A 23,880-nucleotide genomic window follows, 5' to 3' on the forward strand; every position below is an offset into this window, starting at 1 on the left:
AGAGCTGTCCAACGGCGGGCAGTGCTCGATGAGGGAGGCACACAGGATGACCCGTTATGCGGCGCCCGGCACCGAGGGCGCGATCGTCTCCTATCAGTCGCGCTACGACCACTTCATCGGCGGCGAGTACGTGCCGCCGTCGCGCGGGCAGTACTTCGAGAACCCGTCTCCGGTGAACGGTCTGCCGTTCACCGAGATCGCGCGCGGCACCGCGGACGACGTGGAGCGGGCGCTCGACGCGGCGCACGAGGCCGCTCCGGGTTGGGGCCGTACCTCGGTGACCGAGCGTTCCGACATCCTGCTGAAGATCGCCGACCGCATGGAGGCGAACCTGGAGCGCCTGGCGGTCGCCGAGAGCTGGGAGAACGGCAAGCCGGTGCGCGAGACGCTGGCGGCCGACATGCCGCTCGCCGTCGACCACTTCCGCTACTTCGCGGGGGCGATCCGCGCGCAGGAGGGTTCGATCGGCGAGGTCGACGACGACACGGTGGCGTACCACTTCCACGAGCCGCTCGGCGTCGTCGCGCAGATCATCCCGTGGAACTTCCCGATCCTGATGGCGACCTGGAAGCTCGCCCCGGCCCTGGCCGCCGGGAACGCGGTGGTGCTGAAGCCCGCGGAGCAGACCCCGGCCTCGATCCACTACTGGCTGAGCCTGGTGGCGGACCTGCTGCCGCCCGGCGTCGTGAACGTCGTCAACGGCTTCGGCGCGGAGGCGGGCAAGCCGCTCGCGTCGAGCCCCCGGGTGGCGAAGGTGGCGTTCACCGGGGAGACCACGACGGGGCGGCTGATCATGCAGTACGCCTCGGAGAACATCAAGCCGGTCACGCTGGAGCTGGGCGGCAAGTCGCCGAACATCTTCTTCGACGACGTCTGGGCGCGGGACGACGACTTCCGCGACAAGGCGCTCGAGGGCTTCACGATGTTCGCGCTCAACCAGGGCGAGGTCTGCACCTGTCCGTCCCGTGCGCTCGTCCAGCGCGGCAGCTACGCCGAGTTCATGGAAGCGGCCGTCGCCCGCACCGAACTGATCAAGCCGGGCCACCCGCTGGACACCGACACGATGATCGGCGCGCAGGCCTCCAACGACCAGCTGGAGAAGATCCTCTCCTACCTGGACATCGGCCGGCAGGAAGGCGCCAAGGTGCTCACCGGCGGCGAGCGGATCGAGCACGACGGCGAGCTGAAGGGCGGTTACTACGTCCAGCCGACGATCTTCGAGGGTCACAACCGCATGCGGATCTTCCAGGAGGAGATCTTCGGCCCGGTCGTGTCGGTGACGTCCTTCGACGACTTCGACGACGCGATCAGGACCGCCAACGACACCCTGTACGGGCTCGGCGCCGGCGTGTGGACCCGCGACATGAACACCGCCTACCGTGCGGGCCGGGCGATCCAGGCGGGACGCGTGTGGACGAACTGCTACCACGCCTACCCCGCGCACGCCGCCTTCGGCGGCTACAAGCAGTCGGGCATCGGCCGGGAGAACCACAAGATGATGCTGGAGCACTACCAGCAGACGAAGAACCTCCTCGTCTCGTACTCGGCGAAGAAGCTCGGGTTCTTCTAGGGGCACGAGAGAAGGCGCCTGAGCGGGGCTCTGCCCCTCAGGCGCCTTGCATTCGAGGTGGTCGGCGTCGAGTCCGCCCCGTGCCATCGGACTCGCGTACCGCGCCTGAGTGGTACGACCACAGTCCGACGTTTCGAGGCCCGACCAGTGCCCTGTACGACGCCGAGGGTGTCCTCGTGCCCTCTCGTAGGCGCAGCGGGTCGCGCAGGCCGAGTGCCGTGGCCGGCGCCTGACGGACCTCGCCCCGGGATGCGGCCATGGTCGTCCGAGTATGCGGGGTCAAGCGTGCCTGAGGTCAGGGCCCGACGGGTTGATGGCGGCCGGCCTGGCGGGGCGTCCGAGGCGGACCGGGACGCCGGGTGAGTAGAGGACGCTGACCGGAGCGTCGGACGGGGCCGGCAGCCCGGCGCCCGCGATCAAATCCTCGTCGCACGAGAGGAGCCGGGCCCGGTGCAGCGGCCAGCGGGGATGGTCGTTGGGCAGGTACGCCGCCCCGCCGAAGAACATGTTGTGCATGCCCCAGCGGGCGGTGAGGAAGTGCTCCAGGCCGGTGGGTTCGTCGATGCGTTCACCGGTCCGCAAGGTGATGCGGCTGTACGCGCCGCGCGGTCCCGGCCATCGGCGGGAACTGGTGTAGGTCACGGTGTCGCCCGCGGCACGGACGGTCATGCGGGACCACAGGTAGGGCAGCCGGAAGCCGACCCGGCCCATGACCACCGGTATCAGGCGGGCCGCGTCCATCGACCGGAAGACCACGCCGCGCCGCCCGTGCGCGTCCACGCTGTACAGGCGCACGTTGGTCTCCGGGAACGAGCCGAGGTACGGGATCGCGGGCAGCCGGAGCCATCCGACCCGGTGCATCCGGAAGGCGACGAGTCCGACGTAGGTGAGTCCGTCGTACGTGTCGGGGACGGTGCCGCGCGGCATCAGCCCCGCCACGGCGGCGGGCTCGACCGCCCAGTGGATGAAGGCGAGGTCGAGCCACTCCTGGGTGAGAAGCGGCATCCGTATCACGGCGGGGGCGTCCGGGGTGACCGCGCTGGGACTCGGATTCTGCACGGCGCAAGAATGGCAGACGTACGGCGTGACGCACGGACCGGGGCGGCGGACGTACCGGGCCACGGGAGGGGCAGCAGTGCGGGTCGGCCGATGCCGGGATTGACCCTCGACCTGGTCAAGGGCTCAGAGTGCGGGACGTGGAGAGCGAGATGCGCAGCATCGGGGAGATGGCCCGCGACAGCGGACTGGGCGTGAGCGCCCTGCGGTTCTACGACCGGGCCGGTGTACTGGTCCCCGCACGGGTGGATCCGGTGAGTGGCTACCGCTGGTACGCCCCGGAGCAGCTCGACGAGGCCAGGGTGCTGGCCCGGCTGCGGCGGGCCGGCATGCCGTTGGCGGACGTCCGGCTGGTGCTGGCCGGCTGGGCCGGCGCGGACACGGACCTCGTGCGCGGACTCCTGTCGGCGCATCTGCGTCGTCTCGAACTGGGCCTGGCCGAGGCCCGCGACGAGTTCTCCACACTCCGAGCCCTACTCGATCACCGGGAGAATCCCATGACCGCTGCCGCGCGTACCGGCACCCTCCGACTGTCCCTCCCCGCGGCCGACCTCGCGGCCGCCTTCGACGCGGTCCGCTTCGCCGCCGGCGGAGACCCCGAGCTGCCCATGCTCGGCGGGGTGCTGTTCGACGTCGATGGCGACACGCTGCACCTCGTGGCCACGGACCGGTATCGGATGGCCGTCGCGCGTGTGGCTGCCGCCGGACACGAGGGGCCGCGTGACCAGGTCGTCGTGCCCGCTCCGCTCGCCGACGCGATGCGTGCCCTCCTGAGCGACGGCGGGCCCGCCCGTTTCTCCGTGGAGGGCGACGGCGTGATGCTGGAGACAGGGGGGCGCCAGGCCTCCGGTCAGCGGCTGGCGTACGACTTTCCCGACTACCGCCGTCTCGTCCAGCTGCCGTCCGGACGGCGCGTGGTCGTCGATGTGCCCGCCTTCCGGAAGGCACTGGAGTCCGGCCCCGTCCGGCCGGGTGAGGCGCGCGAGCGGGACGGCGCCGCGCGGGAGGTCAGCGTGCTCGGTGTGGCGGACGACGGGACGGTGACGGTCTGCGGGGACGGCGACGACGTGGACCGCGTCGGCGTCGACCGCGGGTTCCTGCTGGACGCGCTCGCCGCCGCGGACCGGGACCGGCTCGTCCTGGAACTGGGCGCCTCCACGGCACCGCTCGCGATCCGCCGGACGGACGACGACGCGGCGTTCTCGCTGCTGATGCCGGTCCGCCTGGACGACTGAGGCCGCGCCTGCCGCCCTGCTCCTGGAGCCCGTCGCCTGTGCTCACGGCATTGTCAGTGGTCTCGCCTACAGTCGTCAGCACTTGATCACTGCGGTGCGGGGAGGCACTCATGGGGTGGGTGACGGCCGGGGACTACGAGGTCGCCCTGGACGACGGCAAGGTGGTGTGCCGCAACGCCGCCGGACGGCGGCTGAAGTCGGTGCCCGCCAAACTCGCGGACGATCCCGCGGTGGTCGGACTGCGGCAGCTCGTCGAGTGGTTGGAGCGCCACGAACGCCAGTGCCTGGGCGACGTGGAGCGGTGGATGGTGCGGTCCCTGCCCGTGCCCCTCGCCGTGCTCACCCGGGTGTGGCCCGACCCGGCCTGGCGGTCCGCCCTGCGCGACCTCGTGGTCACCGGTGCCGACGGCGAGGTCGCGGGCTTCCTGCGGGACGCCGACCCCGAGCGCGGTCTCGGCCTCGTCGACCTCGACGGGGACACGGTGCGCATCGCCCCCGACCTCGTCCGTCTCCCGCATCCCGTGCTCCTCGAAGACCTCGAGGAGCTGCGGGAGTTCGCCGTCGAGCTCGGCGTCGAACAGCGGGCTCAGCAGCTCTTCCGCGAGGTGTGGCACCGCCCCGCCGTACTCGACGCCGAGGCCACCACGGTGGACGAGTACGCGGGCGGCGCCTTCAAGGAGCTGCGCTTCCTGCACGGGCGCGTCACTCAGCTCGGCCACCGCGTACGAGGCGGATACGCCGTCTGCTCCGTGTGGGAGGACGGCCGCGGTGTGGAAGCCCGCGTCTGGGTCGGCGACTACGACGGGTACGCCGAGACGGAGACCGGCCCCCTGATGTGGACCGACGCCGCCGGCCAGGTGGTGAAGCCGGGCCGTGTGGGACCGGTGGCCTGGTCGGAGGGCATGCGCATGGCTGCCGCGCTGTACGCCGGTCGCGACATCGAGGACGAGGAGCGGGCCGCGTGAGCACCATGGACACCATCGTCGCCGACGGCACCGTCGGCACCGTCGGCACGCGCGAGGCCGCCCGCCTCGACGAGGCCACCGCCGCCGCTCTGCTCGAGGCCGGCGCGCTCCTGCCGCCGGGCAGCAGCAGCCGGGAGGACGCCGACACCCTCACCGTCCGTACGTACGCGCATGCCGCGCTGGGTGAGCGCAGCGTCGTCCGGCTGGTGCCGGGCACCCTCGGGGAGGCGGAGGACCTCGCCCTGGACTTCCTCGGACTCGTCCGGGACGCGGAGGCGCCCGAGGTCGGTCAGGTCAAGCGGGAGACCCTCGGCTTCCCCGCCTGGGCCCTGGTCAACGACCCGGCCAACGGGCACCACGCGCTGGCTCTGGTCAAGGACGTCGAGCGGCTCGCCCGACAGGCCAAGTCCCGGCCCGGCACCGCCAAGGAGGGCTTCGAGAAGCTCGGCGACCGCCTCGGCCGGACCGTGCCGCACTTCCTGCCCACCTTCTACGAGCAGGCCGCGCGGGTCTTCCTCCAGTTCGACAACACCACCTACGCCGCCGCCTTCTTCGGCAAGGCCCGTGAGGCCGAGCGGGTGCACGCGCTCGCGGTGGACGAGCGGCGGCAGCGCGCCGTGTTCCTGGAGTTCGCGTTCGCGGGCGCGCTGACCGTCAAGGCGCTGAAGCAGCATGTGAGGGATCTCGCCACCAGGCTGGACGCCTCGGAGGCATGGGCGCAGTTCCGTCAGCTGGCGGTGGAACGCTGTGCGGCCGGGATGCCGCCGTACGCGTCGCTGCCGCAGGACGCACGCGGGCTGATCAAGGCGGCCGGGCTGCCCAGGGTGGAGGCGGAGTGCGAGCTCGTCGCCGACCTGGTCGCCTCACCGGCCGCAGTGCGGGCGCCCGCCTCCTTCTGGAACGCCTACCGGGCGACCTTGAGCGTCCTCGCCGGACGGCGGCCCGCCGTCCGGGAACGGCTGCTGGAGATCATGCCGGCCGGGCTGGACCACGACGCCAAGAGCGACGAGTTCTGGCTGGCGCTGCTGACCGAGTGCGGTGCCGACCGACTGCTGACCGACGAACCCGACGCGACGGGTGGGTCGGTGGACGGAGACGGCACGGGTGGCGCGGTGGGCAAGGTCGACGCGGCGGACTGGCTGAGCCGTTGGGCCGCCCACCGCAAGCGCGGCGGCACGGTGTGCGACAGTTCCCCGGCCACTCTCGGCCTCGTCGCGCGGATGGCGCCGCGGTTGCGCGCCGACGGACGGACCGTCGACCTGTTCACCGGGCGCCGGCACGTGGCCGTCGACATCGCCCTGCTCGACCTGTGCGCGGCGCAGGGCGTGCCGCTCGCCCTGCCCGCTCCCGACAGCGAGGTCCACCTGGGGCTGGACCACTGGACGCGCGACACCGGGACCGAGCGGCGTGATCTGGCCGCCGTCGCGTCGGACCCGCGGCTGCGCCCGCTGCTCCTGCGGGCGATCGGTGCCGTGGACCACTACCGGCCCTCGGGCAAGGTGCTGGACCACCTCGCCGACCATCCCGTGCTCAGCGGCGTCCTGCGCGAATGGCTGGACGACGCGGTGGGTGAACTCGCGGGCGCCGTGGGCCTGCCCGGGGCGCGCGAGGCCCTGCACCGGCTGGGCCCCTTCCGGTCGGTGGCCCCCCGGGTCAACCCCGAGGCCGTCGCCCGCGTCGCCGCCTACGAGACGGCTCCGCTGCTCGGGCGCACCCTGCGCGCCGGTGTCCTCGACGAACTGGGCTGGCCGGCCCTCGAGGAGGCCCTGCGCCTGCTCGACACCGAGACCCGGGGCCGAACCGGGACGGGGGCCGGGGCCCGGAGGGACCGCGACACCCCGCTGACCGTGACCGAGGCATGGCCCTGCCTGGTGCTGAGCCGTGGACACAAGGCGGTCGTCGTCGGTCCGGACAAGATCCTGCTCGAACACGATCTGCGGCTCCCGCCCGACCTGGACCGTTGGCAGCGTCCTCAGTTCCGCTACACCGACGGGGAACTGCTCGTGGTGTGGTGGCACGACGGCAAGCAGCGCGGCTATTGGTCGGCCCGCCCGTCCGAGGTCGTCACGCTCACCGGCGAGCAGGTCTCCCGCTGGTGGCACAACGAGGACACGGGCACCCCCTCCATCCCGCTGGTCGGCGGCGGCCGGGCCACCGGCGGGCCCGCCCTGCACGCCGGGGACACCGTCCTGCCCTCGACCCGGCCCGTCATCGGGGACGGCACTCTGTACTGGCGCCAGGGCAGGCAGGGGCGGCAGCACGTGTGGCTGGAGTACGACCCCGCGACGGGCACTCACGGTCGCGCCTCCCTGCCCGCCTTCCTCCGCTCCGGCATCAGCGACGACGCGACGCTGCTGCAGGACCGGTGCGAGGTGCTGCCGGTGCAGCCCGGCCTGGAACGGAGCCCGTTCGGCACCGACGGCGCCGTACTGGGACGCTGGGTGCGGGCGGAGGACGAGCCCGGTCGGACGCTCACCACCGCCGGCACGCCCGACGGCCGCACCGTCACGCTGCGGACGTCCGGGGGCGGCGAGCGCGTCGTCCCGCTCGGTGCGCTGCGGCTGCCCGGGGGCGCGGCGCCCGTCGTGGCCCGCACGCGACGCCAGATCGCCCTGTTCGCTCAGGACGACGGTACAGACGCGGGCGTGCTCGGCCGGGTGACGTCGAACGAGCGGGGCGGGGAGTTCGCCGCGGGCACGCCGCTCGTTCCTCCGGTCGCCTTCTGGCACGCGTTGCGTCCGCGTGACGAGCGGGCCTCGGCCGTTCTGCGGGCCGTCACCGACGAGGGGGCCGCCGGCCTGCTGAGCGCGGCGGCGCGGGCGCTGGCCGAACGCCAGGCGCTGGTGACCGCCGCCCGTGGCACGGACGGGTCGGCCGACGGTTCGGCGGCGGATGCCGGGGCGGGCAGCACCGAGGGGCGGCTCGCGGTGCCGTCCGCCGAGGAGGTGGTACGGAAGGCCGTGTCCCGAGGGCTTCCGGGCCTCACCGACAAGCGGCTCCTCCTGGGGGTGGCGGCCCTGGTCCGCACGACTGTCCAGGTCGCCGACACGGTCACCCGCTTCGTCACGCCGCCCGAGGAGCAGCCGAAGCAGGAGCGCAGGCGCACCGAGGGCATGTTCGCGGACTACCGCCCCGACCACGGCGACGACCGCGCCCTCGTCACGGCCGCCAACGGCCTGGCCCACCTGTGGGGGGCGTGGGGCGGCGAGAGCAAGTGGACCGCGCTCCGGCAGATTCGTGCCGTGAACCACGTGCTGTCGGGCAGGCCCGCCGACGGCGCCCGGCTGCCCGACCGGCCCCGGCGGTCCGCGCTCACCGACGGATGGCACAGCGACGAGCACACCGTCCCCGGCATCGCAGTGGTCTGGCCCGCCCTGCTCGGTGTGCTGCGGCCGCTGGCGTACCGGGCCACCGCGCCGACCGTGCCGGAGGCCGAACGGGAGTCGCTGCTCCTCCTGTTCGAGGCGCTCGCCGAAGGGCCGCTCGCCGCACCCGGTGACGGCTGCCTCCGGGAGGTCGTTCTGGCCGAGCCGTACGACACGCACCGGCGGCACCAGCAGCAGGAGCGCGCGGGTCAGGTACTGCGCCGGGACGGCCGCACCGTGGTCGTACTCGGCTGCCAGAACATCGACACCGCCCGGGACCGTGTCAACTGGCTCGCGCTCGACCACGATCCCGCGGGCGTGTTCGGCGCGGTCGCCCACTTCACCCTGGAGAAGGAGACCCGGCACGCGCCGGCGCTCCCGGCCGACACCCTGGCCGCGGTCGTCCGGCTGGTCCGGGACAAGGGAGCCGCGCCCTGGCAGCCCGAGGCGCCGGCCGCCCTCGCAGCTGCGACGCGGGCGGGGCTGGGGCCGCTCCAGGCGACGGTGCTGCTCGCCGGGCAGCAGGAGAAGCTCGACGCCGACGCACTCGCCACGACCGGGCTCAAACCGCGTCAGCTGGACTCGGGCAACCGGATGCTGCGGTCGCTGCCCGCGGCGGACCGGGCGGCGCTCATCGGCGCCCTGCTGCCCGACGATCCCGCCGAGCTGTGGACGGCCGGACCCGACACGGGCGCCGCCGGCCGGGTGTGGGCCGAGCGCCTGGGTTCCCTCGTCCGCGTGCCCGAGGACCTGGCCGCCGTGCTCGACGGCCTGCCGGGCGGGTCCGCCGAGGTCGTGCTCAACCCGGCGCGCACCCCCTGGCTCAGCCGCACCACGGTGCAGCGGCCGGACAAGGACGGCCGGCTGGTCGCGGAGGACCCCGCCGCGGTACCCCACGGTCACGCGCTGGCCGCGGCCGTCGACGCCCTCTGCTCGCTCGCCTACGCCCTCCCTCACGGCCACCCCCTGCGCGCGGCGCTGCCGCAGGCCCTGGCCGCTCTGCGCCGCCGCCTCGCCGATCCGGGGCTGCTGCTCGACCTGGATGTCGAGTGGGCGGAGAAGGGCGGCACCACCGCCGCCGAGCTGCGCAAGGCCTACGGACTGCCCGCCGCGGGCGGCGCGGACGCGGACGGCACGACGCGGGTGGGTGAGGCCCTCGTCCTGCGCCCGTGGCACGGCGACAGGGAAACGGTGCTGGTGCGCCCGGCCGGCCTCATCGGTCCGGACGACTCCGTGTTCGGCCTCCTCGAAGGGCTGGTGGGTGTCGCGCGCGGCAGCCGAGTGCGGGCCCTGCGGGCGATCCTGGGGGACGAGCTCGCCCGCACGCTCGCCGCCGGTCTGGATTCCGAGGGGACCACGGGACCGGCGCAGGACCCCACGGTCAGTGTTCCGGCACTCGTCGGCGAGGTCGCGGCGGCCCGCGGGCTGAGCGAGGACGCGGCGGCGCTCTACCTGCAACTGCTGGCCCTGCCCGACCCGACCGACCGCAACTGCGCCCGCTGGACCGGCTGGAAGTCGGCCCGGTCGAAGAGGGCCCGGGCCGAACTCGCCGCCACGGCGCTGGTGGTGGAGGCCAAGCGGCCGCGGGCCGGTCGTTCCCTCTTCCTGCCCTGCGGCTGGCGCGATCTCAGGTCGCCCGCCCTGCCGGTGGAGACGTGGAAGGAGGGCCTCTATCCGGTGAGCGAGGGGCTCCGCGCCGCTCCCCTGCTCCCGGTGGGCGAGTTGTTCACCCGCGCCTGGGGACGGGTGTGCGCCCAGGACGCGCCCGCCTACGAGGAACTCACCACCCGCACACCGCGCAAGGGCCGTCGCCGATGATCCAGGACGAAGCCACCGTGACCGCCTCCCGATCCCACCCGGAAGACCCGACGATGACCACCACCCTCTCCCCCGACACCGCCCGCCAGATCGTGCCGCCCGAGGAGCGGTACGCCACCGAGCTGGCCTTCCTCGCCGCCCACGACGACGGTCCGCGCCCGCCCGCCTGGCGGCTCACGCCCCGCGCGGCGGTCACCTTCGTCATGGGCAGCGACGGCCGCGCCCTACGGCTGCCCGAGGACGCCGAGGTGCCCGAGGGAGTGCCGCGCCGGCTGGTGGTGGAGGGCAAGTTCGTCGGCGACCGGGCGCTGGTGGAGCGGTGCGTCGTGACGCTCGCCGGGGAGCGCGGACTGCTGCTCGTCGGCGAGCCCGGCACCGCCAAGTCGATGCTGTCCGAGCTGCTGTCGGCAGCCGTGTGCGGCACCAGCGGCCTGGTGGTGCAGGGCACGGCGGGAACGACCGAGGACCAGCTCAAGTACGGCTGGAACTACGCCCTGCTGCTCGCCCAGGGCCCCAGCCGGACGGCGCTCGTGCCGTCCCCGGTGCTGACCGCGATGACCCGGGGCGGCATCGCCCGCGTCGAGGAGGTCACCCGCTGCCTGCCGGAGGTGCAGGACGCCCTGGTCTCCCTCCTCTCCGAGCGGCGCATCGCCGTGCCCGAACTCTCGGGCACCGACGACGCCCTGGCACACGCCGCGCCCGGGTTCAACCTCATCGCCACCGCCAACCTCCGCGACAGGGGCGTCTCCGAGATGTCCGCGGCTCTCAAGCGGCGCTTCAACTTCGAGACGGTGGGCTCCATCCCGGACCTCGACGCCGAGACGGCCCTGGTGCGCGGCCAGGCGCGGGCCTCGGTCGAACGTGCCGGCGTGCCCTTCAAGGTCGACGAGGCCGTCCTGGAGGCCCTGGTCGTCGCGTTCCGCGATCTGCGAGAAGGCCGTTCTGCGGAGGGCTGGGAAGTCGAGCGGCCCTCCACCGTCATGAGCACCGCGGAGGCGGTGTCCGTCGCGGGCGCGCTCGGGCTGGCCGCGGCGTACTTCCCCGGGGACCGCGACGTGCTGGGGCTGCTGCCCGGGCATCTCCTCGGCGTGGTCCGCAAGGACGATCCCGCCGACGCGGCGCGGCTGCGCGGTTACTGGGACGGTCCGGTCCGGCGCCGGGCCGAGCAGGGTTCGGCCACCTGGCGCACCTTGTGGGACCTGCGCACGGTCCTGGAGGGCTGACCCCCGTGTCCCGCGCACCCTCCTTTCCCGGCTCCCCGTCCTCGTGCTCCTCCGGGTCCGTGCCCCCGTCTCCCGACGAAGCGGTCGCGGCGCTCACCGATCCCGCGGGGCCGTTCCTCGTCGGCGTGCGGCATCACGCGCCGTCGCTGGCCGCGGCCGTGCCCGCGCTGCTGGACCGGGCCGCTCCTGACGTGCTGCTGGTCGAGCTGCCGGCCGAGATGCAGGAGTGGCTGCCCTGGCTCGGCCACGAGGAGACGCGGGCGCCGGTGGCGCTGGCCGCCGCCTGCGCGGAGGAGGGAGCGGGCCCGGCCTTCTACCCGTTCGCCGACTTCTCTCCCGAGCTTGCCGCCGTGCGCTGGGCCGCCCGGCGGGGCGTTCCGGTCGTCGCGTGCGACCTGCCGTTGGCGGACCGGGCGTGGCGGGAGGGGAGGCGCCCCGGCACACCCGGCACACCCGTCGCGCCCACCGTCGGCACCCCGCCCGGCGCGCGCATCGCACCCGCCGTGCCGGAGCCGGACCGTTCGGGGCTCAGCGCGGCTCTTCGGGCCCGGCTGACCGGCCGCCCAGGCGAGGACCTGTGGGACCGCCTCGTCGAGGCCACGGCTCCGGGTTCCGAGCCGGAGGCGTTGCGTCGCGCCGCGCTCCTGACCGGGTGGGCCCTGCGCGAAGAGGCAGCCGCCTCCGGAGGCGTGCCCGGGCTGGATCTTCGGCGTGAGGCCTGGATGCGCTCCCGCCTGGCGGCCGCCACGGAGGACGGCGCGCGGGCCGCTCTGGTCGTGGGCGCCTTCCACGCTCCGGCGCTGGTCTCCTCGGCCGCCGGTGCCGACCCCGGGCGGGAGGGCTCCGACGACCTCACGCGCCCGGTCGGCCGGTCCGGGTGGATCACGTCCCTCATCCCGTACACGTACGCCCTCCTGGACGAGCGGTCCGGTTATCCGGCGGGTATCCGGGATCCCGAGTGGCAGCACCTGGTGCTGCGGGCGGCGGGTGATCCGGACGCGCTGGAGGAGGCTCTGACGCACGCGGCCGTACGGGTGTGTGCGGCTCTGCGCGGTCTCGGGCATCCGTCGGGACCCGCCGACGCACGCGAGATCGCACGGTTGGCGTCGGACCTGGCGCGGCTGCGCGGGCTGCCCGCGGCGGGCCGGGGCGAACTGGTCGAGGCGGTGCAGACCGTCCTCGCGCAGGGTGAGCCGTACGGCCGGGGGCGTGCCGTCGCCAGGGCGATGGAGCAGGTCCTCGTCGGGACCCGCGGCGGCAGGCCCGCCCCGGGCGCCCCGCGCAGTGGTCTCGCTCCCGCGGTCGAGGCGGAGCTGTCGGCTCTGGGACTGCCGGGCCCGGCGCCCGCCGGCCCGCGACCGGACGGGGCGGGTGAGGCCGCGCCGGGCACGAGCCCACGCGGGGCCACCACGCCGGCCACGACCGCCCGGGACCTGCGGCTGGACCCCCTGCGGTCCGGCCTCGACCGGGCGCGGGACCTGCTGTTGCGCCGCCTGACCGTGTGCGGCGTGCCGTACGCCGAGCAGCGGGGTGTCGTCGGTGCGGGCGGCGCCGAGACGTTGACGACACGGTGGGAGGTGCGCTGGACACCGGCCACCGAGGCGATGCTGTCCGCGGCAGGCGTGCACGGAGTCACGTCGGCCCAGGCTGCCGAGGGGGTTCTGCGCGAGCGGTGGCGCACGGAGCGGGGCGAGGGCGGGCCCACGGCCGCTCAGAACCTGGACGGGCTGCGGCAGGCGGCCGAGTGCGGTCTGCCGGACCTGACGGACGCCCGGCTCGCGGAGACCGCGGACGTGCTGCCGACTGCCGCCACGCTGCCCGAACTGCTCACCGGGCTGGGCTTGTCGGACCGGTTGCGGGCGGGGCATGTCCCCGGGCTTCCTGTCGACGAGCACCGTGCGGCCCGGGCCGCCGAGGTGACCGAGCTGCTCACCGCCGCCGCGGTACGCCAGGTGGACGGGCTCAGCGGTGCGGAGGACCCGGCGGACGCGCACGCGCTGCTGGAGCTCGCCCAGCGGGCGGACGTGCTCGGGGGCGTCCGGCCGGCCGACGCGCTGGCCCGGCTGGCGCACGAGGGCTCACCCCTGATGCGCGGCGCCGCCGGGGCCGTCCGGGTACTGCTCGGGCACGAGGAACCCGGCGTACTCGGCGAACGCGTCGCGTCCTGGGTCGACGCCGCATGCGACCGTGCGTCCCGCTCCGCGCTCACCGCCCGGCTGACGGGGCTGCTGACGGCCGCGGGGCCGCTGCTGGAGTCGGCGGCTCCAGCGCTCGAACCGCTCCTCGACCGGGTGTCGGAGTTGACCGACCGGGAGTTCCTGAAGCGGTTGCCCGCGCTGCGCGGCGGCTTCGACACGCTCAGCCCGGCCGCCCGTGACCGTCTCCTCTCCACCGTCGAGGAGCGCCTGGACACCGACCGGTTGGCCGACACGGGTGGAGTGGATCCCGCCGCGCTCGCCCTGTGGACCCGGGCGGACGTCACGGCACGGGCCGCGCTCGACGGGCTCGGACTGCTGCCCCCGGCGGCGCGCACGGGCCCGGCTCCGGTCCCCGTTCCAGTTCCGGCTTCGGCTTCGGCTCCGTACCCGTTCACGACCACCATCCCGACTGGCAAAGCCAGCCGGCCCGCAGAGGCCGGACGAACCACCCGAGCCACCCGAACCACCCCCACCGGCCCGCCCGGCGGCGTGGCCAGGGGGGCCGCCGGCGCTCGCCCTGTCGCCGCCGCGGATCACCGCCTCGCCCCCGCCGACCGCTGGCGGCTCGTGCTCGGTCGCCGTACCGACCGGCTGTCCCCGGCGGCGGCCGCACCGGCCACCGCGTTGGACGAGTTGTACGGCAGCGGGCGCGGTGAGGGCAGCAGGGGCGACCTGACCGGGCCCGGCGGGGGCGGTTCGGGGGGCGGCCGGGAGGCTTCGTACCCGGGTGTGCGGGAGTGGTCGGAGGACCTGGCGGCGCTGTTCGGACCGGGTGTCCGCGAGGAGGTCCTGGCGGCCGCGGCCTCATCGGGCCGGCCGGACGTCCTGGCCGAGCTCGACCCGGAGAGTGTGCGCCCCTCGGTCGATCTGCTGCGCACCGTGCTCCGGCATGCCGGGGGTCTGCCCGAGGCACGCCTCGCCGCGCTCCGGCCACTGGTGCGACGCCTGGTCGATGCGCTGACCCGGGAGCTGGCCACCCGGTTGCGCCCCGCGCTGCACGGCACCGTTGTGCCGCGTCCGAGCCGCCGCCCGGGTGGTGGGCTGGACCTCGCCCGCACGCTTCGGGCCAACCTGGCCTCGGCGTCCCGGGGTCCGGACGGCACGGTCCGGGTCGTGCCGCAGCACCCCGTCTTCCGCACCCGGGCACGGAGGGCCGCCGACTGGCGGCTGGTCCTGGTGACGGACGTGTCGGGGTCCATGGAGGCGTCCACCGTCTGGGCCGCCCTCACCGCGTCGGTGCTGGCCGGGGTGCCCACGCTGTCCACGCATTTCCTGGCGTTCTCCACGGAGGTCATGGATCTCACCGACCACGTCGACGATCCGCTGTCCCTGTTGCTCGAGGTCAGCGTGGGCGGCGGCACCCACATCGCCGCGGGGCTGTGGCACGCCCGCGAGCTCGTCACCGTGCCGTCCCGCACCCTCGTGGTCGTCGTCAGCGACTTCGAGGAGGGCTATCCGCTGGGCGGACTGCTCGCCGAGGTCCGCGCCCTGATCGGGTCCGGCTGCCACGTGTTGGGCTGCGCGAGCCTCGACGACGCGGGCCGGCCCCGGTACTCCACCGCGGTGGCGGGGCAACTCGTCGCCGCGGGCATGCCGGTCGCCGCGCTCAGTCCACTCGAACTCGCTCGTTGGGTAGGGGAGAAGATCGCATGAACCCGCAGCTTCCTCCGGTCGCTCCCGCGGTGACGGCCCAGCTCGTCGCGGCGCTCACACCCAGACTGCGCAAGCGGCTGGACGGGGGAGTCGTCAAGATCGCGGGGCGGCCGGTGACCCGGGACGGCGACATCGTACGCATCGCGGTCGACGACGACACCGACCTCGAACTGCACGTTTCCGACGGAGCCGTGACCAGTGCCGAGGCGATCAGGTGCGGTTGTCTGCTCGCCCCCGACTGCCTGCACCGGGCCGCCGCGGCATCGGTCGCCCCGATCGCCGAGCCCGCGGAGTCGTCCGCCGAAGGGCCTTCCCCCACGGAACCACCACGGACGGCACCTCCCGTCCCCACCCCAACTACAGCCCCAGCTCCCGCGACCGCGCCCCCTTCCGCGTCCGCGTCCGCCGGCGCACCCCCCGAAGATCTCACCCCCGAATCCGCCACCCCCGCCCAGTGCGCCGCCGCGGTCGCCCTGCGCGACGCGGCTGCCGCCGTGCTGGAGGCCGGAACCGACGGCGCGGGCGCCGTGCTTCAGGCGGAGTTGCTGCGGGCGGCGCACACCGCGCGTCTCGCCGGACTCCCCCGTGCGGCCGGCCGCGCTGTCGCCGTGGTCACGGCGTTGCGCGCGGCCCGTGACGCCGACCCCGCCTACCGCCTGAGCGACCTCACCTCCGCCCTGCGCGACGTCCTGGTCCTCGCGCACCGTATCCCGGGCGCCACCGGGAGGAACCTCGCCGAGTTGCGCGGCAGCGCCCGGCAGCCGTACAGGCCGGACGGATCACTGCGCCTGTACGGGCTCTTCGCCGAGCCGGTCCTCACGGCGACGGGCTACGCGGGAACCGTCACCTGGACCGCCGACGCGGTGGGTCGGCTCTGCACGGTCTCGGACGTGGCACCGGGCGGCGCCGACCGGGCCACGGGGTCGGCGGACCGCGCCGTGCGCATCGGCGACACCTCCCTGACGCATCGCGAACTCTCCCGCGCGGGACTCGCCGTCTCCGGGGCGACGGTCTCCCCGACCGGCCGGTTGGGGGCGGGGGCGGGTGTGCGGGCCGTGCGCGCGGCCGGTGCGTCGTGGCACGCCGAGCCCCTCGACCGCCTGTGGGCGGTACCGGTGGCCGAGCAGGTCTCCCGGGCTCTGGCGAGCGCCCCGGCCGTACGGACCGCGTACGACGGCCGGGACCATCGCGACGGCCGCGACGGCCGCGACGGCAGGGACGGCCGGGACCTGCTGTTCCTGGACGTCACGCTCCTCGGCACGGTCCGCGAGGCGGCGGGCGAGTGTCTGGTCGCCGAGTGCGAGGGGCTGACCGTCCGGCTCGCCGCCGCCCACGACGACCCCGCGCTGCCCCACCGTGAGAACCTCCGCCTCCTCGCGTCCGCGCGGGGCACCCGGCTGCGTGTCGTCGCCCGGCTCACACCGGCTCCGCTCCCCCGGGCGCTGTTGCTGGCGGCGAGCCATCCCACCGATCCCGGTACCCGCGTCGACCTCGGTGTCGACCGGCTCCGTCGCGCCGACCTGCCCGCGGCACCGGTGTCCGGGACGGCACAGGACGGGCAGGCACGGAATCCCCGGACCGCACGGACCGTACCGTCGGCCCTCCCCGTCGACGAGGCCCCCGTGCACCTGCTGCGGCGCCGGGTCCACCAGGCCGTGTCCGGTGGCCGCCGTGTCCTCGCCTTCCCCGGCAGCCGGGACGCCGAGGTCGCACGGTTGCGCCGGCACGGCCTGGGCACCGCCGGCGAGCTGCTCGCGGAGTTGCACGCCACCGCCGCGGAGCGGGAACGCGACCCCTTCGGCCGACTGCTCCCGGCCGACACCGGGCGTTTCTCCCACGCGTGGCTCGGCGCGGCCGTCTACACGGAGGAACTCGACCGCGTCCTGTGCGCCGCCGCATGGGGAGCGAGCCCCGGCGACCCCGCCACCGACCCGCGCGGGGAACGCCGAACGCCCGTCCCGCCGGGGGAAGTCCGTGACGCCGGCCGATCGGTCGGCGGCGCCCCCGCCATCGCCCCGCCGTTCGGGGCCGGTCGCCGTAGTATCGGGTGATCTCGTGGGGGAAGGCGGGCGGACATGGGCAGGCAGCGTCCCGGTGCGCCGACGCTGGAGGAGGTGGCCGCGCTCGCCGGCGTCGGGCGGGGCACCGTCTCGAGGGTCGTCAACAACGCGGCCGGGGTACGCGATTCGACGCGTCGCGCCGTGCAGCGGGCCATCGCCGAGCTCGGCTATGTTCCGAATCTCGCGGCCCGTTCCCTGGCGGGGCATCGTGCGGACGCCGTCGCTCTGGTGATGACGGAGCCGGACTGGCGGCTGTTCGGGGAGCCCTTCTTCACCGAGATCGTCCACGCCGTCGGTGACGCCCTGACCGACACCCCGGTGCAGTTGCTGCTCACGCTGGTCCGTACGGACACCGAGCGCCGGCGCTTCGTGGAGTACGCCCGTGGCGGCAGGGTCGACGGTGTGCTGCTGATGTCCGTGCACGCCGAGGACCCGCTGCCGGACATGCTCGCGAAGGCGGGGCTGCCCACCGTCATGCTGGGGCGGCGTTCCGCGGACGAGAACATCACCTACGTCGACGCCGACAACGCGGGCGGTGCGCGCAGAGCGGTGACGTATCTGCTGGACGGCGGCCGCAGGAGGATCGGGGTCATCAGCGGGCCGCTGGACATGTACGTCGCCCAGTGCCGGTTGCGCGGGTACCGGGAGGCGCTGGAGCTGGCGGGCGTGACCGCCGGGGCGTCGCTGGTCGTCGAGGGCGGCGACTTCAAGGAGGAGAGCGGGCGTCGGGCGATGACCGAACTGATCGCCCGTCACCCGGACCTCGACGCGGTCTTCGCCGCCTCGGACACCCTGGCCGCCGGGGCGCTCGGCGCACTGCGCGCCGCAGGGCGGCGGGTTCCGCAGGACGTCGCGGTGATCGGCTTCGACGACTTCCAGCCGGCCCGGCCCACGGACCCCCCGCTGACGACGGTGCGCCAGCCGCTGGAGGAGATCGGCCGCACGATGGTCCGACTGCTGCAGGAGGAGATGGAGGACTCCCCCGTCGCCTGGCGGCACGTCATCCTGCGTACGGAACTGGTCCTTCGGAACTCCGCCTGACCCGCGAGACCGAGACCGAGACCGAGACCCAGATCCAGGGCCCCAGTGCCTGGTTCCGAGACCGGAGACCGGAGACCCGAGTTCTGCCGTCGGGAGCGCTCCCGACGGCGCGTCTCCCACCTGCGGCTTCGAGATTCGTTCGACGACATCGACGCGCACAGTCTTGTCAGGAACATGAACCGCTCCTACAGTCCCAGCAACCGGTAAGTGGGAGCGCTCCCATCAGTGGGGAGTTGGGAGCGCTCCCGCACCGGCCTCTCGCCCCCTCCATTCCCCCCGCACCCTCCCGGAGAGGCCCCCATGCGAACGTTATGGCCCCGAGCCCGCACCCGGCGTGGAATCCTGAGCTCCCTGAGCGCGGCCGTCGCGACCCTGGCCCTCACCGCGTCACTCGTGACCGCGGCCGCACCGGCCCAGGCGGACACGACCCTCTGTGAACCGTTCGGCACGACGACGATCCAGGGTCGGTACGTCGTCCAGAACAACCGCTGGGGCTCCAGCGCCACCCAGTGCGTGACCGCCACCGACACCGGTTTCCGGGTGGCGCAGGCCGACGGCTCGGCACCGACCAACGGGGCGCCGAAGTCGTACCCGTCGGTCTTCAACGGCTGCCACTACACGACCTGCTCGCCGGGCACCGCCCTCCCCGCCCGCCTGGACACGGTCTCCGAGGCGCCGTCCGGCGTCTCGTACGGCTTCGTCGACGACGCCGTGTACAACGCCTCGTACGACATATGGCTGGACCCGACCGCCCGCACCGACGGCGTCAACCGGACCGAGATCATGATCTGGTTCAACCGGGTGGGCCCGATCCAGCCCATCGGCTCACCGGTCGGCACGGCCGCCGTGGGCGGTCGGACGTGGGAGGTGTGGAGCGGCGGCAACGGCTCCAACGACGTACTGTCCTTCGTGGCCCCGTCGGCGATCACCGGATGGAACTTCGACGTCATGGACTTCGTCCGGGCGACGGTGGCCCGCGGACTCGCCGAGGACGACTGGTACCTGACGAGCGTTCAGGCGGGCTTCGAGCCCTGGCAGAACGGTACCGGGCTGTCCGTGAACTCCTTCTCCTCCACGGTCGAGACCGGCGGCACTCCAGGCGGCCCGGACCCCGACCCCGGCGACCCGGGTGACACGGCGGCGTGCGAGGTGTCGTACGGCACCAACGTCTGGCAGGACGGCTTCACCGCGGACGTCACCGTCACCAACACCGGCACGAGCGCCGTCGACGGCTGGCGGCTCGCCTTCACCCTGCCCTCCGGTCAGCGGATCACGAACGCCTGGAACGCCTCCGTCACACCGTCCGGGGGCGAGGTCAGGGCGACCGGGGCGAGTCACAACGCCCGGATCGCGCCCGGCGGCAGCCTGTCGTTCGGCTTCCAGGCCACCTACAGCGGCACGTTCACCGAACCGGCCGGCTTCCGTCTGAACGACGCCGCCTGCGCCACCGCCTAGCCACCGCCACGGCCACGCCCTGGTGGCCGGCCCGGCCACCGCCTCCTCGCCCGTCCGGTCGAAGCGCCCGCCCCGGACGGGCGAGGGTTCCACCGCCCCACCCGCACCAGTTGCCATGGACTCATCAGCAACGACTCGTGAGCGAAAGGCCCAGCCCCAGAAGAAGGCAAGACCGGACCCGGACCGGAATCAGGAGACCCCTATGGCTCGACGCGGCAGACTACTCTCCCTAGCGGCGGTACTGGCCACCCTGCTCGGCTCACTCGGCGTGACCCTCCTGCTCGGGCAGGGCAGGGCCGAGGCCCACGGCGTGGCGATGATGCCCGGCTCCCGCACCTACCTGTGCCAGCTGGACGCCAAGACCGGCACCGGCGCCCTCGATCCGACGAACCCGGCCTGTCAGGCCGCCCTCGACGAGAGCGGGGCGACGGCGCTGTACAACTGGTTCGCCGTGCTGGACTCCAACGCGGGCGGCCGTGGCGCCGGTTACGTGCCCGACGGCACCCTGTGCAGCGCCGGCGACCGATCCCCGTACGACTTCTCCGGCTACAACGCCGCCCGCGCGGACTGGCCCCGCACGCACCTGACGTCGGGTGCGACGATCCCGGTGCAGTACAGCAACTGGGCCGCTCACCCGGGTGACTTCCGGGTGTACCTGACCAAGCCGGGCTGGTCGCCGACGTCCGAGCTGGGCTGGGACGACCTGGAGCTGATCCAGACGGAGACCAACCCGCCGCAGCAGGGCTCGCCGGGCACCGACGGCGGGCACTACTACTGGGATCTCGCCCTGCCCTCCGGCCGCTCGGGCAACGCACTGATCTTCATGCAGTGGGTGCGTTCCGACAGCCAGGAGAACTTCTTCTCCTGCTCGGACATCGTCTTCGACGGCGGCAACGGGGAGGTCACCGGCATCCGCGGTTCCGGCGGCACTCCCGACCCGGATCCGACCCCGACCCCGACGGACCCGACGACTCCGCCGCCCACCCACTCCGGTTCCTGCATGGCCGTGTACTCCGTGGAGAACTCCTGGGGCGGTGGCTTCCAGGGCTCCGTCGAGGTGATGAACCACGGTACCGAGCCGCTCAACGGCTGGGCCGTGCGGTGGCAGCCGGGCAGCGGTACCACCCTCGGCGGGGTCTGGAACGGTTCGCTGTCCAGCGGCACGGACGGTACGGTCACGGTCCGCAACGTGGACCACAACCGTGTGATACCACCTGACGGGAGTGTGACCTTCGGCTTCACCGCCACGTCGACGGGCAACGACTTCCCGGCCGACTCGATCGGCTGCGTGACGCCCTGACACACGTCGGGACACGGTCGGCGGGGCCTCGGACGGGCGTCCCGCCGACCTCACGTGCCGGTTACGAATCGCTCAACCTCTGGTTGCGAAGCGGTGATCGGGCGACGATGGGGCCATGACTCCGGCCCAGCGCGCCTTTGAGCGGCTGCAAGCCTGGCCCGACCTCTTCGCGGGTCCGGCCAGTTGCGGAACCGGACGGGCGCTGCGCTCCGTCCGCGACGAGATCGTCCACTTCCATGCGGACCGGGACGTGGACCTGCACCTCACCCACCGGGCCATCCAGCGCTTCCGGTACGACCTCGGTGGCTCCACCGCCATCCGTCTGGTTCCCGGTTCCCGTTGGGTGACCGTGCACCTGGACTGCGACGCGGACGTGGACCTGCTGCTGAGCCTGGTCAGCATCGCGCTCAAGGCCCACCAGTCCCGGCCCCCGACGGATCCGCCGTCGGGTATCCCGGGGTGCAACTTCCGCCGGGTCACGGTGCTTCCGCGCTCCGCGGCCGGGGAGATCTGACCGGCCTCGACGGTCTCCGACGCGTCCGAGCGCACTGCGACGGGCGGACGAGGACGGCGGCGCCGGCCCGCGGTGGGCGCGGGCACCGCCGTTCACGGCCTCAGTGGTTCCCAGCCTCCTCCGCGCCGCTCTCCGCGCCGCGCCGGATGCCCAGGGCGGCGAGCAGCGCGCCGAGCACGCACAGGAAGCCGGTGACGACCACGGCCACGTGCACGCCGTTCATGAACGCCTGCCCGCTGCCCTCCACCACGGCGGCCCGAAGCCCGGCCGGCGTGTCTGAGGAGACGGGTGCCACGCCCATGGCCACGGCGTCCTTGGCCTCCTGCATGCCGTGCGCCATCGCCGGGGGCACGCCCGCGTCGGTCAGCTCGCCGGTGAGCGTGGCGCCGACCTTGGCGCTGATCAGGGAGACCAGTACGGACGTGCCGAGGGCGCCGCCGATCTGCAGGGTGGTCGCCTGGAGACCGCCCGCCACCCCGCCGTCCCGGACGGGGGCGTTGCCGACGATGGCGTCGGAGGAGGCGGCCATCACCATGCCGACGCCGAGGCCGAGCGCGATGAACGGCGGCCAGATCGTGGCGTAGGAGGAGTCGGTCTGCCAGGTGAGCATGCCGAAGCAGGAGGCCGCCTGGAACAGCATGCCCAGCGGCATGGTCAGCCGGGGGCCGAAGCGCTGGGTCAGGGCCGCGCCCAGGGGCGAGGCGACCAGCGAGGCGAGGCTGAGCGGGAGGGTCCGCACGCCGGCCTCGACCGGCGTGAAGCCGCGGACGTTCTGCAGGTACAGCATGACGAAGAAGATCACGCCGAGCATGACGAAGAAGTTCAGGGCGGTGATGATCGCGCCGATCGTCAGCGCACGGCTGCGGAACAGGCGCATCGGCAGCAGCGGGTGCGCCACCCGTGTCTCGTACCGGCCGAACACGAGCAGGAGCACCAGGCCCGCGGCGACGGCGCCCAGGGTGCCGGCGGACGTCCAGCCCCAGGTCTCGCCCTTGACGACGCCGAAGACCACGGCCAGCAGACCGAGGGCGAGCAGGACGAGACCGGGTATGTCGAAGCGTTCCCGGCCTGCGGCGCTGCGGCTCTCGGGGAGGACGAGGGCACCGAAGGCGATCGCGGCGACGCCGATGGGGGCGTTGATGTAGAAGACGGACTCCCAGTCGACGTGCTCCACGAGGAGGCCGCCGACGATGGGCCCGAGGGCGGTGGCCACGGCGGAGACCATGGCCCAGATGCCCACGGCCATGCCGAACTTCTTCGGCGGGAACACGGAGCGGAGCAGTCCGAGGGTGTTGGGCATCAGCAGTCCGCCGAAGGCGCCCTGGAGGGCGCGGAAGGCGACCACTCCCTCGATCGACCCGGACAGGCCGATGGCGACGGAGGCGAGGGTGAACCCGGCGACGCCGACGAGGTAGTAGGTACGGCGGCCGAACCGGTCACCGAGCTTGCCGCCCAGGATGAGGGTGGCGGCGAGTGCGAGCAGATAGGAGTTGGTCACCCACTGCAGTTGGGCGGTCGACGCGTGCAGATCGCTGCCGATCTCGGGGTTGGCGATGGCGACGACGGAGCCGTCGAGCTGGACCATGAACAGTCCGAACGCGACGGCGAGGAGGGTCAGCCACGGGTTGGACCGCAGGTGGCCGAAGCGGCCGGTACGGCCGGACGCCGACGGGGCGGTCTCGGCCGCGGGCGTGGCGGAGTGATCCACGGACGTGGACGACGGCATGGGGGAGCCTTCTCTTCGGATTCAGGGATGCGGAAGGGGTGCGGGAACGGCGCCGGAAGGACACGGGAACGGCGCGGACCGGCAGCCCGTCGGACCGGCAGCCCGTCGGACCGGCGTACGGCGGTGTGCCCGGGCCGGCGGGAACGCTCGGGGTCCCGCCCGGTCAGCGGGTGGCGGGGTGGAGGTGCCGTGCCAACGCGTCGAGGGCGTCCAGGGCGGAGCCGAGCGCGCCCTGCTGCCCCTCGGTGAGGGAGGTCAGGGCGTGGCGGATGAACGCGGTCTCCAGTGCCCGCACCTCGGTCAGCCGCTCACGGGCCGTGGCCGTGAGGTGGAGGTGGGCGACCCGCCGGTCGGCGCTGTCCCGCCTGCGCTCCAGGTCGCCCTGCTCGGTGAGCTGGGAGACCAGGGCGCTGACGTTGTTCGGCTTCATCAGCAGCGCCTCGGCGGCCTCGCGCACCGTGGCGCCCTCGTGCTGTGCGACGAAGCGCAGCAGGGCGAGCCGGCCCTCGGGGGGCTTGGGGTACGGGTACCGGGCGGTGACCTGTCGGTCCAGCGCCCGGTGCAGCGCGGGAAGGCACGCCGCGAGCCCGGAGGCCATGCGGTCGATGTCCCGGCGAGGGGTGCTGGAGTCGGTCACCCGACGATGTTAGGTATGACCGGATAGGTATGTCAAAAGAGCTACATGGGGCGGCCGCGTGCGG

14 protein-coding genes are annotated in these 23,880 nt (G+C 73.9%); 11 read left to right on the plus strand and 3 right to left on the minus strand.

Annotation, left to right across the window (positions count from 1 at the left end; genetic code table 11):
* Positions 1-46: 46 nt before the first annotated feature.
* Positions 47-1,570, plus strand: coding sequence for an acetaldehyde dehydrogenase ExaC (gene exaC, locus BJ961_RS22835; protein WP_271414673.1), 1,524 nt, complete (start codon positions 47-49; stop codon positions 1,568-1,570).
* 279 nt (positions 1,571-1,849) lie between these two features.
* Here the strand turns inward: exaC and BJ961_RS22840 are convergent, their stop codons facing one another.
* On the minus strand, positions 1,850-2,575 hold the full coding sequence (locus tag BJ961_RS22840) for a YqjF family protein (RefSeq protein ID WP_271417136.1): 726 nt from the start codon (positions 2,573-2,575) through the stop codon (positions 1,850-1,852).
* Positions 2,576-2,766: 191 nt separating this feature from the next.
* On the opposite strand from BJ961_RS22840, the gene BJ961_RS22845 reads away from it, so the two are divergent.
* The 10 genes from BJ961_RS22845 to BJ961_RS22890 all read left to right on the plus strand — a co-directional run bounded on the left by BJ961_RS22845 (position 2,767) and on the right by BJ961_RS22890 (position 21,453).
* The gene (locus tag BJ961_RS22845) at positions 2,767-3,861 is read left to right on the plus strand and encodes a DNA polymerase III subunit beta family protein (RefSeq protein WP_456300698.1); all 1,095 of its coding nucleotides are present in this window, start codon (positions 2,767-2,769) and stop codon (positions 3,859-3,861) included.
* A 110-nt stretch (positions 3,862-3,971) separates the two neighbouring features.
* The gene (locus BJ961_RS22850; protein ID WP_271414674.1) at positions 3,972-4,826 is read left to right on the plus strand and encodes a DUF4132 domain-containing protein; all 855 of its coding nucleotides are present in this window, start codon (positions 3,972-3,974) and stop codon (positions 4,824-4,826) included.
* Complete coding sequence (locus tag BJ961_RS22855) at positions 4,823-10,009, plus strand: hypothetical protein (protein ID WP_381160418.1); 5,187 nt, start codon at positions 4,823-4,825, stop codon at positions 10,007-10,009. Before BJ961_RS22850 ends, BJ961_RS22855 begins: the two co-directional genes overlap by 4 nt.
* A gap of 53 nt (positions 10,010-10,062) precedes the next feature.
* On the plus strand, positions 10,063-11,232 hold the full coding sequence (locus BJ961_RS22860) for an ATP-binding protein (protein WP_271417139.1): 1,170 nt from the start codon (positions 10,063-10,065) through the stop codon (positions 11,230-11,232).
* Positions 11,233-11,291: 59 nt separating this feature from the next.
* Positions 11,292-15,083, plus strand: coding sequence for a vWA domain-containing protein (locus tag BJ961_RS22865; protein ID WP_271414675.1), 3,792 nt, complete (start codon positions 11,292-11,294; stop codon positions 15,081-15,083).
* The gene (locus BJ961_RS22870) at positions 15,080-17,134 is read left to right on the plus strand and encodes a hypothetical protein (protein WP_271414676.1); all 2,055 of its coding nucleotides are present in this window, start codon (positions 15,080-15,082) and stop codon (positions 17,132-17,134) included. The genes BJ961_RS22865 and BJ961_RS22870 overlap by 4 nt, the downstream gene beginning before the upstream one ends.
* Before the next feature lie 24 nt (positions 17,135-17,158).
* Positions 17,159-18,184 (plus strand): LacI family DNA-binding transcriptional regulator, encoded by a 1,026-nt coding sequence (locus BJ961_RS22875; protein ID WP_271414677.1) that lies wholly within the window; start codon positions 17,159-17,161, stop codon positions 18,182-18,184.
* 300 nt (positions 18,185-18,484) lie between these two features.
* On the plus strand, positions 18,485-19,639 hold the full coding sequence (locus BJ961_RS22880; RefSeq protein ID WP_271414678.1) for a GH12 family glycosyl hydrolase domain-containing protein: 1,155 nt from the start codon (positions 18,485-18,487) through the stop codon (positions 19,637-19,639).
* A 202-nt stretch (positions 19,640-19,841) separates the two neighbouring features.
* Positions 19,842-20,939, plus strand: coding sequence for a lytic polysaccharide monooxygenase (locus tag BJ961_RS22885; protein ID WP_271414679.1), 1,098 nt, complete (start codon positions 19,842-19,844; stop codon positions 20,937-20,939).
* Between the two features lie 115 nt (positions 20,940-21,054).
* Positions 21,055-21,453: a luciferase domain-containing protein gene (locus BJ961_RS22890; RefSeq protein WP_271414680.1), complete on the plus strand. Its 399-nt coding sequence runs from the start codon at positions 21,055-21,057 to the stop codon at positions 21,451-21,453.
* A gap of 100 nt (positions 21,454-21,553) precedes the next feature.
* Here BJ961_RS22890 and BJ961_RS22895 read toward each other — a convergent pair whose 3' ends face one another.
* Together BJ961_RS22895 and BJ961_RS22900 are read right to left on the minus strand one after the other, a co-directional pair.
* A complete protein-coding gene (locus BJ961_RS22895) occupies positions 21,554-23,179 on the minus strand; it encodes an MFS transporter (protein ID WP_271414681.1) in 1,626 nt (541 codons plus the stop codon).
* A 163-nt stretch (positions 23,180-23,342) separates the two neighbouring features.
* A complete protein-coding gene (locus BJ961_RS22900) occupies positions 23,343-23,816 on the minus strand; it encodes a MarR family winged helix-turn-helix transcriptional regulator (protein WP_271414682.1) in 474 nt (157 codons plus the stop codon).
* Positions 23,817-23,880: the final 64 nt, after the last annotated feature.

Source organism: Streptomyces lienomycini (assembly GCF_027947595.1).
Lineage (GTDB): Bacteria > Actinomycetota > Actinomycetes > Streptomycetales > Streptomycetaceae > Streptomyces > Streptomyces lienomycini.

Coding starts and splice junctions, on each gene's coding strand:
- exaC (WP_271414673.1), top strand. CDS start 47: ATGACCCGTTATGCGGCGCCCGGCACCGAGGGCGCGATCGTCTCCTAT.
- BJ961_RS22870 (WP_271414676.1), top strand. CDS start 15,080: ATGAACCCGCAGCTTCCTCCGGTCGCTCCCGCGGTGACGGCCCAGCTC.
- BJ961_RS22890 (WP_271414680.1), top strand. CDS start 21,055: ATGACTCCGGCCCAGCGCGCCTTTGAGCGGCTGCAAGCCTGGCCCGAC.
- BJ961_RS22840 (WP_271417136.1), bottom strand. CDS start 2,575: ATGCCGCTTCTCACCCAGGAGTGGCTCGACCTCGCCTTCATCCACTGG.
- BJ961_RS22880 (WP_271414678.1), top strand. CDS start 18,485: ATGCGAACGTTATGGCCCCGAGCCCGCACCCGGCGTGGAATCCTGAGC.
- BJ961_RS22850 (WP_271414674.1), top strand. CDS start 3,972: ATGGGGTGGGTGACGGCCGGGGACTACGAGGTCGCCCTGGACGACGGC.
- BJ961_RS22860 (WP_271417139.1), top strand. CDS start 10,063: ATGACCACCACCCTCTCCCCCGACACCGCCCGCCAGATCGTGCCGCCC.
- BJ961_RS22885 (WP_271414679.1), top strand. CDS start 19,842: ATGGCTCGACGCGGCAGACTACTCTCCCTAGCGGCGGTACTGGCCACC.
- BJ961_RS22875 (WP_271414677.1), top strand. CDS start 17,159: ATGGGCAGGCAGCGTCCCGGTGCGCCGACGCTGGAGGAGGTGGCCGCG.
- BJ961_RS22895 (WP_271414681.1), bottom strand. CDS start 23,179: ATGCCGTCGTCCACGTCCGTGGATCACTCCGCCACGCCCGCGGCCGAG.